We start from the raw sequence: 17,318 nt of genomic DNA, 5'->3' as shown, positions 1-17,318 counted from the left end.
GAGAAAATGAAAAACCAACGCAATAAAAAACAATCAGGCTTTACCTTATTAGAATTAATGGTAGTCGTTGTGATACTTGGCATCCTTGCGAGTGTTGTGGCTCCTAATCTACTCGGCAGTAAAGATACCGCCTCTCAAAAGAAAGCCGCGGTGGATATCAAATCGTTAGAAACGGCGCTCGATACTTACCGATTGAACCACAACGTTTACCCAACGACGGATCAAGGTTTAGAGGCATTGGTGACTGAGCCAAATAACCCAACGCCACGTAACTACCCGCAAGACGGTTACATTAAACGTCTGCCACAAGACCCATGGGGCTATGACTATCAATACCTAAGCCCTGGCGATAATGGCACTATCGATGTTTTTACCTTGGGGGCTGATGGTCAAGAAGGTGGTGAAGGCGTCAACGCTGATATCGGTAACTGGAACTTAAATGATTTCCAGTAATCTTGTACTTAATATCAATGGCGGCTCACCCCGCCATTTCTAGTTTGATGTAATGCGCGATGCCAAAAAATAAAGGATTTACCTTATTAGAAGTACTACTCGTGGTTGCTTTACTCGCCGTCACGGTAACGGTAGTGGTATTTTCATTGCCGAACAATCAGCGAGATGAAGCGAACTTGCAAGCGCGTTCGCTATGGCATCGCTTGCAACTACTCAATGAAGAGGCGCTGTTAAGTGGGCGAAATTTTGGTTTGCGAGTGGACGAGGAGAATTCGAGATATTATTTACAGCAGCTTGATGAAAAAGGGTGGAAGGCATTGGTATTAGATCGCATACCTTATGAGACCCAATTTCAAAAAAATGTGTCCGTTAAGTTCAGTTTAGGTGGTTCGATTTGGCAAGATCAGGCGCGCCTTTTTAATCCGTCCTCGTTATTTGATGAAACGATGTTTGCTGAAGCTGAATTAGAAGAGAAAAAAATACTGCCACAGCCCGAAGTGTTTTTTATGTCGAGTGGAGAGGTAACTCCATTTTCTATTGCCATTTATCCGAGCAATTCTGAGATTGAACAATCGGCTTGGCTCGTAGTTGCAAAAGAAAATGGTCAAATCATTTTACTCGCTCCGGGGGAGCAAGATGAGACGCAATGAGCGAGGCTTAACCTTACTTGAAGTGTTGGTGGCATTAGCTATTTTTGCAATGTCTGCCATGGCGTTGATTCGTTCGGTCGGGCAACACATAAACACCTTAACCTTGATGGAAGAAAAAGCTTTTGCTGCGATGGTTGTCGATAACCAAATGGCGAAAGTGATGCTTGATCCCAAAGGGTTGAAGAAGCAATCGGGCAAAGATGAATTGGCTGATAGAGACTGGTTTTGGACCATTACGCCTGTATCGACCCAAGATGGACTGATTCGCGCGTTTGATGTCGACGTTGCACGTGAGTCAAAAGGTGAAGCGATTGTATCGGTGAGAAGCTATGTTCCCAAGTAGACCGACGCGTCAGGCATCGTTGAACAAACGCTTAGGCTTTACCTTAATTGAAGTACTGATCGCCATGGCAATCTTTGCTTTTATGGCGGTAGGGGCGCAACAAGTGCTCAGTCAAATCTATCGCAGCAACGATATTTCACAGCAACGCAGTGAGCGGCTAAAAACCTTACAACGTGCGCTGGTGTTTATGGATAACGATTTTCGTCAAATGGCATTGCGCCAAATGCGTACCAACGGTGAAGAACCAAGCAAAAAACTGATTGAGTGGAAAGAATATTTACTCGATTCAGACGTGAAAGGTGTCATGTTTGCGCGTAGTGGCTGGCACAATCCCGTTCAGCAATTTCCTCGTGGTGAAGTAACCAAAGTTGGTTATCGAGTGAAAGATTCGCAATTGCAGCGTGTATGGTGGTATTACGTAGATACACCAGTTGGACAGCAGGGATCGGTGATGCCATTGATCGATCAGGTTGAAGCTTTTGAAATGCGTTTTTTTGATGGTAAGCAGTGGCGCGAGAGTTGGGATAAGACAATGGCGCTACCCAAAGCGGTACAGGTGTCGCTAACCTTCAGTGATTACGGCGAGATTGAGCGAATTTATCTAACCGGTGGTGGTTCAATCGCATTGGAGAATAGCGATGAAAACTAAACAACGTGGCGTAGCGCTGCTGGTTGTTTTGTTGCTATTGGCGATGATGACAGCCGTTGCTGCAACGATGTCTGAACGATTGTTTGGGCAATTTAAGCGCTCTTCAAACCAGATTAATTATCAGCAAGCCTATTGGTATAGCGTCGGTGCTGAAGCATTGGCGATTGAAGGTGTTGAGCAGAGTTATAAAGACAGTGAAACGGTGAATTTGTCACAGCCTTGGGCATTGGATCAACAGAGCTTTCCTTTAGATTACGGTACATTGACTGGGCGTTTGGTTGATCGCCAAGCGTGCTTTAACCTCAATGCTTTAGTCGATACACAAACGGAGAGCAATTCTCAGAAAGCTCCTTATTTGGTGACGGTTTTACAAGATTTAATGTCAGCATTAGAGGTTGATACTTATGTGGCGGAAATTGTAGCCCACTCTAGCTGGGAGTTTGTCGACAAAAACAGCGTGGTGAACTCGGTCACTGGGGTTGAAGACAGCACTTATGAGTCGATGTCACCTGAATACATGACCGCAAATAGTGCTTTAGCCGATGAGAGCGAATTTCGCGCGATTAACCAAGTTTCTGGTGAGGTGATGGCTTTGGTTAGCCCGTATTTGTGTGCGCTACCAACATCGGTATTTCGACTTAATGTAAACACACTATCGCCGCAACAATCAGAGCTACTTTCAGCGATGTTTGGTCAGCAGTTGAGTGTGAGTGACGCCAAGCAGGTACTAGAAAATCGACCATTTGATGGTTGGGGTAGTGTCGAGCAGTTTTTATCCGAATCGCAGTTCGCTGCACTTAGCGATGAAACAAAGAAACAGGTTAAAGGCTATCTCAGTGTAGATAGCGCTTATTTTGAATTGGATGCGCAGGTGGTAGTTGGCGAATCTCGCGTGAGAGTTCGTAGCTTACTGTTTAGTGCAAATCGAGAAACTGCGACTGTCATTAGCCGTCGCTTTGGAGGAATCGGTGAGCGAGTACCTAATCGTTCGACTGAGTAATAATCGTCAAGCTAGCAAACAATGGTTGGTTTGGTCTGAGAGTCAGCAGGAAGTCATCGCCAGTGGCGAACTTGGAGCGCAGCAAACGCTGGCCGATATTGAGAGCTATGCTCAGCAGCGCCAAAGTATCGTCTTACTCAATAGCGCCGATGTTCTATTAAAACAAGTTACCATCCCCGCAGGTGGTTCAAGGCAGTTTGAAAGCATGCTGCCCTATTTAATAGAAGACGATGTCGCCCAAGACGTAGACAGCCTACACATTACAATTTTGTCTAAACAAGGTGATCAGGCATTCATTGCCGCCGTAGATAAAGCATGGCTAACTCGCGAGCTGACAATACTTGCAGAAGCAGGATTCAATGTTATTAAAGTCATCCCTGATGGATTGGCTTTGCCTGATTTTAATGGTATCGCCGCGGTTGAAATCGCGGGTCAATGGTTGTTGAAAAAATCGCATTATCAAGCATTAACCATCGAGTCAGATTGGTTGGCTATGGTTGCTCAATCTGATTGGGTCAAAGCGGATGGTGAGTGGATAGCGTTGGAAGCTTACAGCCAATTGCCGGATCTTACTTTGGCGGAAGGGCAAACTTGGCAACAAGGTGAACCTCACTTAGTGATGCAGTTATTGGGACATCACGCAATTGGTAGCAAAATTAATCTGCTTACTGGAGAGTTTAAGCCCAAGTCATCATTATCTAAGCATCTAAAAATATGGCGAAAAACGGCGATAGCTGCCGGTGTATTGGTTGTTGTTTTATTGGTTCAACACTTTGTGCAAACGCATCAAGCCCAGCAACAAGCGGATGTTTATCGTGCTGAAAGCGAACGTATTTTCCGTACGGTTTTAGTTGGCAAAAGCAAGATCCCGACGGTGAAATACTTAAAGCGTGAGTTGGATAATGAATCAAAGCGTCTTTCGGGTAACAGTACAGAAGGCGCCCTTCTTCAGTGGTTAGTGAAGCTGCCAACTGCATTTAAGAATATCCCCAATTTTGAGATGACAGGGCTAACATTCGACAGCAAGCGAGGTGAAATTAAGCTGCAAGCACGTAGCAATAATTTTCAGGCATTTGAGCAAGCGCGAGCACAACTGGAGCAACAGTTTGAGGTTGAGCAAGGCCAGCTCAGTAAATCTGCTGACTTTGTGACGGGCAGTTTCGTCCTAAAAGCGCAGGGAGATGAATAAGATGAATAGTATTTTAAGCTCGCTGCAAGCTTGGTGGTCTAGTATTACACTGCGTGAGCAGCGTTTGGTTGTCATTGGCAGTGTTGTCTTGGGGTTTGGGTTGCTCTTTTGGGGCATTTATCAGCCCATCGTTCAGCGTGCAGAGCAAGCACAGCTAGCGCTCAATAGTGAGAAGCAGTTGTTGGCTTGGGTAAAAAATAAAGCTGATCACATTGTTGAATTACGTGGCGGTGGTGCAAAAGCCATCTCACCTTTGCCATTGAACCAAGCGATCTCATCCTCTGCTCGCCGTTTCAATATTGAATTGGTGCGTGTTCAACCGCGCGAAAATGAAATGCAAGTTTGGGTGCAACCAGTGCCTTTTAATCAGTTAGTTAACTGGCTGGAGTATATGCAAACCAATCACGCGATTGACGTTCTATTTCTTGATATTGATAAAAGCACCCAAGCAGGGATGGTTGAAATTAAGCGATTGCAGTTAATTAAAGGGTAAGGCAGTGAAGAAAAAAATATTGCTGACATTCATTTTATCTATGACGTTTATTGTCAGCGCGATTGTTCACCTACCGATTCAGCTCGTGCTCAATCACGCTCCTTTACCTAAACAGCTTAATGTCTCCGGAGCGAGTGGCACCCTTTGGCAAGGGCAAGTACAGCAACTGCAATGGCAACGTTATAATCTAGGTGAAATCTCTTGGCAATTAGAGCCGAGTAAATTACTCGCAGGTAAGCTGCAAGCCGTGGTTAGGTTAGGGCGCGGAAATCCATGGCAACTGCGCGCGCGCGGTGTTGTCGGATATAGTTTTCAAGGCGCTTATGCTGAGAATGTGATTGCCTCGATGCCAGCAACCAAGGCGATGGGCTTTGCTCCATCAATGCCAATTCCATTAGATATTGCCGGGCAACTAGAGTTGAGTCTTCAATCTTGGCAATACGCAGCGCCATATTGTCGATCTGCTCAAGGTAAATTAGTGTGGAATACTGACCAAATTGGCACTCCACTAGCACCACTGGAAGTCGGACCGGTTGTGGCTAACTTGAGTTGTAAAGATCACCTGATAAATATGGCGGGTAATCAGGAAAGTCAGCAGGTGAAGAGTGAGTTTTCTCTAGATTTACAAGCTAACCGTCAATATGTGGCTAAAGCGTGGTTTAGCCCTCAAGCTGATATGCCCCAACTCTTTACCGATCAGTTGAAGTGGCTACCTGAGCCAGATAATCGAGGTCGTTATCAGTTTAGTTATCGTGGCAGTTTGTAGCTGACAACGCTTTTCCCCGTTCTAATAGAGTAAAAAGCCCCTAAAACTGGGGCTTTTTACTGCTTACTTTACTTATGATTTTAGTGAACTATTTGGTTGGAAAGCTAACTTGCACTTTCAAACCACCTTCACCTCGGTTGTTCACGACTACCGAGCCATTGTGTTGTCCAACAATCCTTTTCACAATGGCTAACCCCAGCCCTGTTCCTTCGCTGCCTCGAGCAGTATCGCCACGAGTGAATGGTTCAAACAATTTGGAGATCTGGTCTTTTTCAATTCCAGGACCATTGTCTTCGATACATATCCAGCACAGCTGGTTGTCTGCTGTCATGCCCGTGGAAACTTTGACCCAACCATTACCGTAACGTACGGCGTTAACCACCAAGTTACTGATGGCGCGCTTAATCGCGATAGGGCTACCAAATGCAGCTTTATGCGCATGGAGTTCAGTCGCTATCTCGACGTGTTCACTATTGCCTTCTGAATTTGCTATATCTTGGGCAATCTCATTGAGATCAACTTGAACAAAAGACTGCTTGTTAACCGGCTTTAAGTAATCCATGAATTGGCTGATGATCTCATTACATTCTTCAGTATCACTGATGATGCCTTCGGCTAAATACCGATCTTCTGGTGACATCATCTCTGTGGCTAAGCGAATGCGTGTTAAAGGAGTACGCAAGTCATGGCTAATACCAGCCATCAGCAGCGCCCGGTCTTCTTCTAGTGCTTGAATCCCTTTCGACATTTGGTTGAAGGCATGGGTGACTGAGCGGATTTCTGTTGAGCCTTTCTCAGACAATGGTGGTGGTATCTCGCCGCGACCAACGCCTTTAGCTGCTTTCTCTAATGCTAAGAGTGGTCGATTCTGCAAGCGCATAAATAGCCAACCACCAGCAATGATAAGTAGAGCCATCAACAAGCTATTGCGAAATAGCGGCGCAAAATCTTCTTCCTGTAACTCTGAGAGTGGAATGCGGATTAATGAATCGGGCAAGGTTTCAATATTCATCCACAGAATATAGCTCTCTTCCCCAAGCATCATGCGTACATCGGTTGGGGTACCAAGTTCATGACTCATCTCTTCGCTCATCAGGTCGATACTGATAGCTTGGTGGTATTGTTCGGCAATCGGACTATCTTTAGCGTGAATAGTTACCCCTAGTTGCTCCAAAACCTGACGACGTAGAGGGGCATCCATTACCAAACCATTATCGCTGTGATCAGGGTGATCCAACATCAAGTTGATTTCATAGCTTAGGATTTTATTGAACTGCTGCAAGCTTGGGAGCAAAGCGTAATTAAAAACGGCGTAGTAAGAGTAAACTTGGCTAGCGATCAGCAGGGTAACAAACAGTAAGATTGATTGGGTAAAGGAACTGCGAAAACGCATAGAAATAACCTATTGAGTGATAGGGTGCAGAGTTAGAAAAAGTGCGAGACTAATGCTCGCACTTATTGACTAATTCGCGGATTAAGCTTCTTTGCCATCAGGCACAAATACGTAACCTAAACCCCATACAGTTTGAATGTAGCGAGGCTTACTTGGATCTACTTCCAGCATACGTCGTAGGCGAGAAATCTGCACGTCGATAGAACGCTCCATCGCAGAGTATTCACGCCCTCGTGCCATGTTCATCAGCTTATCACGTGATAGTGGTTCGCGTGCGTTAGTGACCAGTGCTTTGAGTACTGCGAATTCACCAGAGGTTAATGGCATCGCCTCATCACCACGGTACATTTCACGCGTCCCTAGGTTTAGACGAAATTGACCAAACTCAACAACCGATTCTTCAGTGCTTGGGGCACCCGGTAGTTCGGTTGTTTGGCGACGAAGAACGGCTTTAATCCGTGCTAGCAACTCGCGAGGATTAAAGGGTTTTGGTAGGTAATCATCAGCTCCGACTTCCAAGCCAACGATACGATCGATCTCATCGCCCTTTGCCGTCAACATTAAAATCGGTATCTCATTGTTGGCATTTCGCAAGCGGCGGCAGATTGAAAGACCATCTTCGCCAGGTAGCATTAAATCGAGCACCATTAAATGAAAGTTTTCACGTGTCAGTAAGCGATCCATTTGTTCGCCATTGGCGACACTGCGCACCTGAAAGCCTTGCTCCGAGAGGTATCGCTCCAAAAGCGAACGTAATCGTGCATCGTCATCTACTACGAGTATTTTATGATTTTCTTGCATTGAAGCACCTTATTCAAAAACAAAGCATATAAGCAAAAATGTATCACTGTTTGTGAAAGCGTGCTTGCTCAAATTGTTACTCTTTTTATCTTAAGCTTGTTTTTTCTTCATCAACTAAGCTTTAGCTAAGGTGCTCATCAGAATTTGCGACGTTTATCGTTAATCTTCGCGGATAAGTTTCGCCACGTAAGGCAAGTTGTGCAAGTGCTCTTGCCATGATAGACCATAGCCAATGATCATATCGTCATTTTCCATTTCATAAGCAAAGAATTGAGTAAATGGGATGTCGATTCGCCCCGGCTTTACAAACAAGGTGGCAATAGACACGGATTTTACCCCGCTCATTTCTGCAAAAAAGGCAGCCACGCGTTTCATGGTGCCACCCGTTTCTATCGCATCATCAAGCAAAATAATGTGTGCGTCATTAATATTGACGTTTTGCTGGTAAATAATGGCGGAGTTATTGGTACTAGAACCGGGAGTATGGTGGCAAGATACATAGTCGAGTTTTACATTGAAATCGATCTTTCGAATGAGATCGGCGGTAAATAAGATGCCACCTGGGACGACAGAAATAAACACCACATTTTCATCGTTAAAACGATGATTGAGAGTTTGTGCTACGTGAGTTACACCTTGCTCGATCTGCTCAGTGGTTAGAACAACCTCACCAATAAAATTGTGCTGCGAGGCGTTGCTTTGTGCGCTATGGTTTTGCATAGGAATCCCCTAACTCGTCGTTGAATTTAAATTGTATTTCAATTGGATATCGTAATTAACTGCCATATTGATATAATTTTTCTCACAGTAAAACAGAACAGAATTAATGAGAAACGTTCCTTGTTTCAAGGTGTTATTGGTTGGTTTTTGCGTTTAGTCTTGCTCAATTAAGGATATATTAAGAACAGTTTTTTCATGATCTATCATGGTTTATGAGCTTATCGAAAAACTCTGATGATTGAATGTGGCTCAGTACAAGTGTTAGCTATTGCCAGAGGTTAAAAAATAACGACAATCAGTGGATACTAACCGAGATGGATAACTAGTGTGAAAACTAACCTGATCACCCGTGAAGGCTTTGATCGCCTTAAGAAAGAACTCGACTTTCTATGGAAAGAAGATCGCCCAGAAGTAACAAAGAAAGTGACTTGGGCGGCGAGTTTAGGCGACCGTAGTGAAAACGCGGATTACCAGTACAACAAGAAGCGCTTGCGTGAAATAGACCGCCGAGTGCGCTTTTTGCGTAAGCGTTTAGAGCAGATCACCGTTGTTGATTATTCTCCCCAGCAAGAAGGCAAAGTGTTTTTTGGTGCTTGGGTTGAGATCGAAAATGAACATGGTGAGACCAAATCATTTCGCATCGTGGGACCTGATGAGATCTACGGCGGTGCGAAAGGCTACATCTCTATTGATTCACCGATGGCGCGAGCTTTGCTGAAAAAACAAGTCGATGATGATTTTTCAGTAAAAACGCCGGATGGTGATAAAGAGTGGTTTGTTAACGCTATTCATTATCACGATTAACCTCGGACCACCGACCGTTAGGGTGGTTTTTCTCAATTCCACCCTCATATACTTACTAATTCCCCAAAAGAGATTGCACGGATGAGCCAAGCTATCTGCAAATTAATCGCTCAAGAGCTGAATGTTCGCTCTGAGCAAGTGATTGCCGCTGTTAAGTTAATTGATGATGGCAACACGGTGCCTTTTATTGCGCGTTACCGTAAAGAGGTGACGGGTGGGCTAGACGATACTCAACTGCGTAACTTAGATAGCCGCTTGGCTTACCTGCGTGAATTGGATGACCGTCGCCAAACCATTCTGAAATCAATTAAAGAGCAAGGCAAACTCAGCGTGGAGTTGGAGCAAGAGATCCAACAAGCCGACAGCAAAACGCGTTTGGAAGATTTGTATTTGCCATATAAACCTAAGCGCCGCACTAAAGGTCAAATCGCGATTGAAGCGGGTTTAGAACCATTAGCGGACAAGTTATGGAATGAACCGCAGACTGAGCCAGAAAGCGAAGCCGCAAAATACCTTGATGCGGATAAAGGCATTGCCGACAACAAAGCGGCACTTGACGGTGCACGTGCGATCATCATGGAGCGTATTGCAGAAGATGCGAACCTGTTGGAAAAGATCCGAAATCATCTTAAGCGTAACGCTCAGTTAGGTTCTCGCGTGGTTGCTGGACAAGAGCAAGCGGGTGAGAAGTTCAAAGATTACTTTGCCCACAATGAAGCGATCAGTAAGGCGCCATCACACCGAGCACTAGCGATGCTACGCGGTCGTAATGAAGGTTTCCTTTCACTTTCTATGAATGCAGATCCTGAGCAAGAAGAAGGTGTTCGTCACTCATATTGCGAAACGCTTATCTCTGATCATTATGGCATTTCTCTTAGCCAAGCCCCTGCGGATGCATGGCGGAAGCAGGTGATTAGCTGGGCATGGCGGATTAAAGTTTCAATGCACATGGAAACTGAGTTGATGGGCGCCATGAAAGAGCGTGCCGAAATCGAAGCGATTGAAGTGTTTGCTACCAACTTGAAAGATTTATTAATGGCTGCGCCAGCCGGACCACGTGCAACATTAGGTTTGGACCCGGGTTTACGAACTGGCTCCAAAATCGCGATTGTCGATCCTACTGGTAAAGTGCTTGCGACAGAGACTATTTATCCGCATCCACCACAAAAGCAGTACGACAAATCTGCACATGTGGTTGAGCAGTTGGTACGTAAATACAATGTGGACTTGATTGCGATTGGTAACGGTACTGCCTCACGCGAAACAGATAGCTTTGTTGCAGATGTCATTCAGCGTGGCAATCTAAATACACAAAAAATCATGGTGAGCGAAGCGGGCGCATCGGTTTACTCTGCCTCTGAATTGGCTGCCAATGAATTTCCGAATTTAGATGTATCCCTGCGTGGCGCGGTGTCGATTGCTCGTCGCTTGCAAGATCCACTAGCAGAATTAGTGAAAATTGACCCTAAATCGATAGGTGTTGGTCAATATCAGCACGATGTTAGCCAATCTATGTTGGCGAAACGACTTGATGCGGTCGTGGAAGATTGTGTAAATGCGGTGGGTGTAGATGTGAATACCGCTTCTGCTGCATTGCTGACTCGTGTTGCGGGTCTTTCAACCACCTTGGCGCAAAATATCGTTGATTACCGTGATGAGAACGGTCGCTTTGAAAGCCGTACTACGCTGAAGAAAGTGGCACGCCTTGGACCTAAAGCATTTGAGCAATGTGCCGGTTTCCTACGTATTATGGATGGCAAAAATCCGCTTGATGCTTCATCTGTTCACCCAGAAGCTTACCCTGTGGTGAAAAGCATTGCTGAGAAGAGTGGCAAAGCCGTCAAAGTACTGATCGGCGATTCAAATTTCCTCAAAGATTTGCGCGCGATTGATTACATTGATGATAATTTTGGTTTGCCAACCGTAACAGACATCATTAAAGAGCTAGATAAACCAGGTCGTGACCCGCGTCCTGAATTTAAAACCGCTACCTTTGCTGACGGTGTAAATTCGATGTCGGATCTTGAAGTGGGTATGGTACTGGAAGGTGTGGTTTCCAACGTCGCCAATTTTGGCGCTTTCGTTGATATTGGCGTACACCAAGATGGTTTGGTACATATCTCCGCGTTAACCGATCGCTACGTATCTGATCCGCGTGAAGTGGTGAAAGCGGGTGATATTGTGAAAGTAAAAGTGATGGAAGTGGATGTACAGCGTAAACGTATTGCACTTTCAATGCGCTTAAATGATGAGCCTGGGCAAGATAATCGTACTCAACGTAGTTCGGCACCTGCTCATAATAAAGGGCGCAATCAAGGACAAAATCAAGCGCGTGCGCAAAGCCAACCACGTAAGCGTGAAGAGTCGCAAAATAGTGCGATGGGCGGTGCTTTTGCCGACGCCTTTGCTAAAGCCAAACGCTAGTTAATTAACGGGACAGGTTGTAAAAATAAAAAGCCCCACTCGAATGAGTGGGGCTTTGTTTGTCTGGTATTCACCCTTTTTGATTGTAAAGGGCGACTACAACACCGCAATGACCTCGGAAGGTGTATGTGGCGCAACGGCATGACCATAACGAAACTTAATTATGACACGGCGTTTAGCCATTCGACCTTCGGTTATCGCTGCATCGATTACGCGCTTCGGTAAACGAAACCGCATCGCGTAGCCTTTACCTTGCTGTGCGCTATAGCTGGAGAGTGCCAGCAGTTCAAACAAACGATCCAAACTGTTTTCTGGCGGGTCGTGTTGAGAAGCGTTGATCTCGTGCTCATCATCGGTGCCATAGTTTGGATGTTCGGAGGGGTCCCACGCTGACTCTCGCCTGCGCTTATCCTCTGAATTGATTTTACGTTCAGCATTACTTCTGGCTAGTGCAACAGTGGCAACAATTGGCTCGCGAATTTTATTGTCACGCGCGGTTTGTTCTGTATGCACATTAACCGATGGGGCGATAAGTGGCACACTCACGTTTGTGGGTGACACGATCATAACCGAGACCTCCTCAGTTTCGCCCACTGACATGGCTATTAGTAATGTCAGTTGAAGTTATTATCGGCAAAAGTGGTCAAAAATTTAGCGCTTTATTCAATTTTTTGTCGCTTGTTTGAGACCGGAAAACGCAGTGACTTGCTGGCAAAAGGACTCTAGTTCCGTCATAAAGGGCGCATGAGAGGATTGAGTAAACACAAAGCTTTGGCTATTTGGCATGAGCTCAGTTACGTCTTTCGCCACTTGTATCGGTACCAAACCATCAAGTCGACCATATAAGCGCAACGTGGGTGCGGATACGTGATGCAGTTGCTCTCGATAATCGACATCACCGAGTAATTGTAAACCCGCCAATAGTGCCTGTTGGTTTGGCGCGGGGCGAGATAACACGGCTTGTTTAAGTGCTTTTAAGTCTTGTCTTGCTGATGGGCTACCCATCGCTTGCAGGGCAATAAAGCGTTCGATTGTGAGCTGGAAATCTTCTAATAGTTGCACAGTGAAGGCTTGGAGGACTTTCTGTTGGATGCCACGCCATGGTTTTTGTTCTGAAAAGCACGGCGAACTCGCCACCGTTATAAGCCCATTTATGCGGCTTGAATGGTGAATAGCAATGTGAGAAGCCACCAAACCGCCTAATGACCATCCGAGCCAAATTGCTTGCTCTGGTGCATCCGCTAACACTTGTTCGGTGAGATCGTCGATGCGTTGAAAAGATGAGTGGCGGCTATAGCCAAACCCGGGCAAGTCAACGACGTGTACGCGAAAATATTGGCTAAGTACCTCAGCAGTTTGCTGCCATACCGCGCCATTCATGCCCCAGCCATGCAGCAGCACAAGATTTTCACCTTCACCAAAGCTCTGCCAATGCAACTTTGTTGTTTTACTCTCAGTTTGTGCCACTTAATTCATCCATTCTTTGCTTACTCGACTTGCACTATGAAGCCAAATCTCTCTCTTTTAGTTTGACTATGTTAACGCAATGGTGGCAGAAAAACAGGCAACGGTTGATAGTGCATTATTGTCAGCATTGTTTGTTACCGATTGAGCCTCGAAGCTTGGGGGGCTCTTTACCTTGGGTGTTATGTCAACACTGTATCAGTGATATGGTGCAGCCTCGGTGTTCTCATTGTGGATTGCGAAGTTCGTTTGAGGTAGAGCACTGTGGGCAATGTCTTACGCAACCACCACTTTGGCGCAAGCTTTATTGTGTTGGTGATTATACGCTGCCTCTCTCCAGTTATGTTCAGCAACTCAAGTTTTCACAGCAACTACATCAAGCGGATTTACTGGCGCGGTTATTGGCAGATAGAGTTGCATTAGATGTCGACGCGATAACTTATGTCCCTATGCATTGGCGCAGGCAACTTTGGCGTGGCTTTAATCAAAGTGAATGGTTAGCTAGACCGCTCGCGAAGCAGCTTAACATCCCTTGTATCTCTATGTTTCAACGTACACGAGCGACGCGAACGCAATTGGGCATGGACAGAAACGATAGGCAGAACAATCTACGCAACGCTTTCCGTCTTAAGGCGGCATCCGATTATGCTTCAATTGCCATTGTGGATGATGTCGTGACGACAGGCAGTACCGTACAGCAACTATGCAAATTACTGCTTGCTGATGGCGTCCAAAACGTTGATATTTATTGTGTTTGCCGAACTCCTGAACCGATCAATAGGCGATAAGCGAATGATTTCGCCTCAAAGGACTAGATCTGAAAATTTTCAGGAGTAGAATGGTTAACAAATATCTTACAATTTTACTCAGGTATTCGTCGTGTCAAATACAATTACTATTAGCCAAAGCGCTCAAGAACACTTTGCTAAGCTGCTAGCTCAGCAGCCTGAAGGCACCAACATTCGCGTGTTTGTTGTTAATCCAGGCACTCAAAATGCAGAATGTGGTGTTTCTTACTGCCCACCAGAAGCAGTCGAAGCTACTGATACAGAGTTAAAATTCGAAGTTCTATCTGCGTATGTTGATGAGCTAAGCCTTCCATTCCTTGAAGACGCCGACATTGATTACGTGACGGATAAGATGGGCTCTCAGTTAACGCTTAAAGCGCCAAATGCAAAAATGCGTAAAGTGGCAGATGATGCCTCTTTGGTAGAGCGTGTAGAGTATGCCATTCAAACTCAAGTTAACCCACAATTGGCGGGGCATGGTGGCCACGTTAGTTTAATTGAGATTACAGAAGCGGGTATCGCGATTGTTGCGTTTGGTGGCGGTTGTAACGGTTGTTCTATGGTTGATGTGACGCTAAAAGAAGGCATCGAGAAAGAATTACTACAACAGTTTGAAGGCGAACTAACGGCGGTACGTGATGCAACAGAGCATGATCGTGGTGAGCACTCTTACTACTAATTTTCATCGTTAAGATGGTCAAAAGGCGCTCAAGAGCGCCTTTTTTGTCTTTAAAATTTGTATTTAAGACCAATTTGGTAGGTATTCCCTTCAACAAGATTTGGTATAGGCTGATGAATAAACTCAGAGAGAATGGAGAGAGTGTTATTGAATTTATATTCGATCCCTAAAGAAAAATAGGGTTCGGTAAAATCGTAACTGAAAGATGCACTACCGCTACTATCTAGGCGGGTAACTTGAAGATCTTGAGATATTTTGGAAAAACCAATTGCACCGAGTAATTCAAATTGGTCTGATATTGGGTAATGCCCCGTCATCGCGATGAATAAGCTATCTAGTTTTTGAACAAATAGCTTGTCGGGAGTATCATCTTGTATAAATTGTCCTTCACCGAGTTCTCGGTAGCCAAACTTAATTCCAACATGTTCGGTAAATAAATATCCGAGCGCAAGCTCATAACTAGTATCGCTATCCTCGATACCATAGTGATCACTATCAAGCATATCATCTAGATCGATAACACTATAGCCAATCGACCCTTGAAAATACCATTGCCCATTTGGCTGGCTTTCTTGCGCATGCGCGAAAGTAGATGCCACTAAATAGAGTATCGTGCTGGTTAAAATGTGATGAATTTTCATCGTACTGCCCTCATTTTTGATGGTTGAATTTCGAGCAGTATGCGACCAGTTTTACGAAAAGAATGTGCGTGGTGGAAGTAATTTGTTCAAGATACCGTGCAATGTGTTGAATGTGGGTTTTTAGTCTCACTCTGAGATGGGTGCACTCATCATGCTGCATGAAAAATGCATAGCAACTCGCGATTTTCGCCTCTTTGTTGCGGAGATATTCTGCTTCACTTGCTACAACCATAGATCGAATTGTGCAAATTAGTGCGTTTGGAACTGGTTTAAAGTTGTGTCTTCTCATATATTAAGAATCGAGCGCTGAGAGAAGGAGAAATCTTGTGAGCAGAAAGACGCTGCCAGAAATTTTGGCAAAGCAGACGGTTGCCCAATCGCGATTATTTGCCATTGAAGCGTTGGATCTACGCTTTAGTAACGGTGAAGAGCGTACTTATGAGCGCATGCGCCCAAGTGGTCGCCATGCGGTGATGATCGTACCAGTTACTGCGCAAGGAGACCTATTACTGGTACGTGAATATGCCGCAGGCACAGAACGTTATGAGTTGGGCTTTCCTAAGGGTTTGATCGACGAAGGTGAGAGCGCGTTAGACGCGGCAAACCGTGAGCTAAAAGAAGAGATTGGGTTTGGTGCTAATAACCTCGTGCCATTAAAAGAGGTGGTGTTAGCCCCATCTTATTTCTCTAGCAAAATGACACTATACGTCGCGCAGGACTTATACCCAGAGCAGTTGCAAGGTGATGAGCCAGAACCACTAGAGCTTGTTCGTTGGCCGCTTGCCCAAGCAGAAGAACTGTTAACGCACCTCGACTTTTGTGAGGCGCGGAGTATTACCGCACTTATGCTCGCTCTTAGACACCTAAAACTATAATAGAGCGACGTGCCCAAGGAATTTGTTATGCCAATAACCCAAGACCTATCGCACCATCTTCCCGCAGTGATTGATGTGGCGAGAACTGCTGGACAGTTAATTTTAGATATCTACCAGAAAAAGCAGTACGAAGAATTCATTAAAGACGATGACACGCCCGTTACCAGTGCTGATTTAGCTGCACACAAATTTATCGTTGAAAAGTTGTCTGCATTGACACCGGATATTCCGGTGTTGTCAGAAGAAGCGGCTGACGTCAGTTTAGAGTTGCGCTCTCAGTGGGATCGTTATTGGCTGGTGGATCCCCTTGATGGTACGCAAGAGTTCATTGCTCGCAGTGGTGACTTTGCTACCATCATTGCCTTAATTGAAAACCATCAGCCGGTTATGGGTGTGGTTTATGCACCAGTCTCTGGCGTGACTTTTTATGCTTATAAGGGCAAAGGGGCATGGAAAATCCCTGATATGAACGAAAGTGTTCGCATCACCACGCACCAACATCAAGGTCAACAACATCCAATCGCGATTGCGATTAGTCGACGCCAAGATATCAACCGTATTACTAGCCGTATGTGCAGTGCGTGGAATTACGATTTAGTGCCATTAGGCTCTGCGGCATTAAAAGCATGCCTAGTTGCTGAAGGGGCGGTGGATTGCTACTTGCGCCTTGGTCCGACAGGTGAGTGGGATACCGCAGCGACCCAGTGCATTGTTGAAGAAGCGGGTGGGCGAATCTTAAGTACCCAATTAGAGCCGTTGTCATACAACGAGCGTGATACGTTAGAAAACCCCAACTTTATTGTTTTGGGTGATGAAAATTTACCGTGGAGTGAAATCTTGTTAGTTAAAGACTAGTATGATTCTACTTGATTGAAAAAGCCCGCAATTGAACTGACCCCCAATAGTTAGACACCAATTATTGGGGGTCTTTTTATGTCCAAATATAGCCGAGAGCTAAAATGTATCATTGCTAAGCAATACTTAGATGGCACGTCATCTCTCTACTTAGCAAAACAATATTCAATTTCTTCAAGACAGATACGGTATTGGGCTCAAGTCTTTGCCATCCATGGTACTGATTCATTTTTACCAACTAAGCATGCTGCTACTGCTCAAACAAAACGAAAAGCATTTAATTTAATGTGGACGAATGAATGGTCTCTCACGCACACTAGCGCAGTATTAA

The 17,318-nt window shown here is 45.1% G+C and carries 20 protein-coding genes and 1 pseudogene; 15 read left to right on the top strand and 6 right to left on the bottom strand.

Annotated features, from left to right (window positions below):
* Window positions 1-6: 6 nt before the first annotated feature.
* From gspG to L4C38_RS19875, 8 genes are read left to right on the top strand one after another with little or no spacing between them, the layout of a single operon-like run.
* On the top strand, window positions 7-453 hold the full coding sequence (gspG, locus tag L4C38_RS19910; protein WP_428799291.1) for a type II secretion system major pseudopilin GspG: 447 nt from the start codon (window positions 7-9) through the stop codon (window positions 451-453).
* Between the two features lie 59 nt (window positions 454-512).
* Window positions 513-1,103, top strand: a complete 591-nt coding sequence (gene gspH / locus L4C38_RS19905; RefSeq protein WP_428799290.1) for a type II secretion system minor pseudopilin GspH — start codon at window positions 513-515, stop codon at window positions 1,101-1,103.
* Window positions 1,090-1,446 (top strand): type II secretion system minor pseudopilin GspI, encoded by a 357-nt coding sequence (gene gspI, locus L4C38_RS19900; protein ID WP_428799289.1) that lies wholly within the window; start codon window positions 1,090-1,092, stop codon window positions 1,444-1,446. Before gspH ends, gspI begins: the two co-directional genes overlap by 14 nt.
* Complete coding sequence (gene gspJ / locus L4C38_RS19895) at window positions 1,433-2,095, top strand: type II secretion system minor pseudopilin GspJ (protein ID WP_428799288.1); 663 nt, start codon at window positions 1,433-1,435, stop codon at window positions 2,093-2,095. The genes gspI and gspJ overlap by 14 nt, the downstream gene beginning before the upstream one ends.
* Window positions 2,085-3,095: a type II secretion system minor pseudopilin GspK gene (gspK, locus tag L4C38_RS19890; protein ID WP_428799287.1), complete on the top strand. Its 1,011-nt coding sequence runs from the start codon at window positions 2,085-2,087 to the stop codon at window positions 3,093-3,095. The genes gspJ and gspK overlap by 11 nt, the downstream gene beginning before the upstream one ends.
* Window positions 3,064-4,284 carry a type II secretion system protein GspL gene (gspL, locus tag L4C38_RS19885; protein ID WP_428799286.1) on the top strand — a complete coding sequence of 407 codons (1,221 nt, stop codon included), beginning with the start codon at window positions 3,064-3,066 and terminating at the stop codon, window positions 4,282-4,284. Before gspK ends, gspL begins: the two co-directional genes overlap by 32 nt.
* Window position 4,285: 1 nt before the next feature.
* Window positions 4,286-4,777 (top strand): type II secretion system protein M, encoded by a 492-nt coding sequence (locus L4C38_RS19880; RefSeq protein ID WP_428799285.1) that lies wholly within the window; start codon window positions 4,286-4,288, stop codon window positions 4,775-4,777.
* A 4-nt stretch (window positions 4,778-4,781) separates the two neighbouring features.
* Window positions 4,782-5,543 (top strand): type II secretion system protein N, encoded by a 762-nt coding sequence (locus L4C38_RS19875; protein WP_428799284.1) that lies wholly within the window; start codon window positions 4,782-4,784, stop codon window positions 5,541-5,543.
* A gap of 88 nt (window positions 5,544-5,631) precedes the next feature.
* On the opposite strand, the gene envZ is transcribed toward L4C38_RS19875, so the two are convergent.
* The 3 genes from envZ to L4C38_RS19860 all read right to left on the bottom strand — a co-directional run bounded on the left by envZ (window position 5,632) and on the right by L4C38_RS19860 (window position 8,457).
* On the bottom strand, window positions 5,632-6,936 hold the full coding sequence (gene envZ, locus L4C38_RS19870; RefSeq protein WP_428799283.1) for a two-component system sensor histidine kinase EnvZ: 1,305 nt from the start codon (window positions 6,934-6,936) through the stop codon (window positions 5,632-5,634).
* A gap of 81 nt (window positions 6,937-7,017) precedes the next feature.
* Window positions 7,018-7,737: an osmolarity response regulator transcription factor OmpR gene (gene ompR / locus L4C38_RS19865; protein WP_428799282.1), complete on the bottom strand. Its 720-nt coding sequence runs from the start codon at window positions 7,735-7,737 to the stop codon at window positions 7,018-7,020.
* Between the two features lie 159 nt (window positions 7,738-7,896).
* A complete protein-coding gene (locus tag L4C38_RS19860) occupies window positions 7,897-8,457 on the bottom strand; it encodes a phosphoribosyltransferase (RefSeq protein WP_428799281.1) in 561 nt (186 codons plus the stop codon).
* A 327-nt stretch (window positions 8,458-8,784) separates the two neighbouring features.
* On the opposite strand from L4C38_RS19860, the gene greB reads away from it, so the two are divergent.
* Together greB and L4C38_RS19850 are read left to right on the top strand one after the other, a co-directional pair.
* Window positions 8,785-9,261 (top strand): transcription elongation factor GreB, encoded by a 477-nt coding sequence (gene greB / locus L4C38_RS19855; protein WP_428799280.1) that lies wholly within the window; start codon window positions 8,785-8,787, stop codon window positions 9,259-9,261.
* 81 nt (window positions 9,262-9,342) lie between these two features.
* A complete protein-coding gene (locus L4C38_RS19850) occupies window positions 9,343-11,685 on the top strand; it encodes a Tex family protein (RefSeq protein WP_428799279.1) in 2,343 nt (780 codons plus the stop codon).
* Window positions 11,686-11,781: 96 nt separating this feature from the next.
* Here L4C38_RS19850 and L4C38_RS19845 read toward each other — a convergent pair whose 3' ends face one another.
* Window positions 11,782-12,252: an ATP-dependent Lon protease gene (locus tag L4C38_RS19845; RefSeq protein WP_428799278.1), complete on the bottom strand. Its 471-nt coding sequence runs from the start codon at window positions 12,250-12,252 to the stop codon at window positions 11,782-11,784.
* A gap of 96 nt (window positions 12,253-12,348) precedes the next feature.
* A complete protein-coding gene (bioH, locus tag L4C38_RS19840) occupies window positions 12,349-13,152 on the bottom strand; it encodes a pimeloyl-ACP methyl ester esterase BioH (RefSeq protein ID WP_428799277.1) in 804 nt (267 codons plus the stop codon).
* A gap of 233 nt (window positions 13,153-13,385) precedes the next feature.
* On the opposite strand from bioH, the gene L4C38_RS19835 reads away from it, so the two are divergent.
* Window positions 13,386-13,937: a ComF family protein gene (locus L4C38_RS19835; protein ID WP_428799276.1), complete on the top strand. Its 552-nt coding sequence runs from the start codon at window positions 13,386-13,388 to the stop codon at window positions 13,935-13,937.
* 91 nt (window positions 13,938-14,028) lie between these two features.
* Complete coding sequence (gene nfuA, locus L4C38_RS19830) at window positions 14,029-14,616, top strand: Fe-S biogenesis protein NfuA (RefSeq protein WP_428799275.1); 588 nt, start codon at window positions 14,029-14,031, stop codon at window positions 14,614-14,616.
* A gap of 50 nt (window positions 14,617-14,666) precedes the next feature.
* Here the strand turns inward: nfuA and L4C38_RS19825 are convergent, their stop codons facing one another.
* On the bottom strand, window positions 14,667-15,257 hold the full coding sequence (locus L4C38_RS19825) for a porin family protein (RefSeq protein WP_428799274.1): 591 nt from the start codon (window positions 15,255-15,257) through the stop codon (window positions 14,667-14,669).
* A 326-nt stretch (window positions 15,258-15,583) separates the two neighbouring features.
* Here L4C38_RS19825 and nudE point away from each other — a divergent pair, with 326 nt between their 5' ends.
* The 3 genes and pseudogenes from nudE to L4C38_RS19810 form a co-directional block, all read left to right on the top strand.
* Window positions 15,584-16,132 (top strand): ADP compounds hydrolase NudE, encoded by a 549-nt coding sequence (nudE, locus tag L4C38_RS19820; protein WP_428799273.1) that lies wholly within the window; start codon window positions 15,584-15,586, stop codon window positions 16,130-16,132.
* A gap of 27 nt (window positions 16,133-16,159) precedes the next feature.
* Window positions 16,160-16,987, top strand: a complete 828-nt coding sequence (gene cysQ, locus L4C38_RS19815; RefSeq protein ID WP_428799272.1) for a 3'(2'),5'-bisphosphate nucleotidase CysQ — start codon at window positions 16,160-16,162, stop codon at window positions 16,985-16,987.
* Between the two features lie 78 nt (window positions 16,988-17,065).
* A pseudogene (locus L4C38_RS19810) lies at window positions 17,066-17,318 on the top strand (helix-turn-helix domain-containing protein); the annotation flags it as partial.

Source organism: Vibrio kasasachensis (assembly GCF_050337565.1).
In the GTDB taxonomy this organism is placed as follows: Bacteria; Pseudomonadota; Gammaproteobacteria; order Enterobacterales; family Vibrionaceae; genus Vibrio; species Vibrio kasasachensis.
Note: the sequence above shows the minus strand (reverse complement) of the source record. Positions and strands in the feature narration are given on the sequence as shown.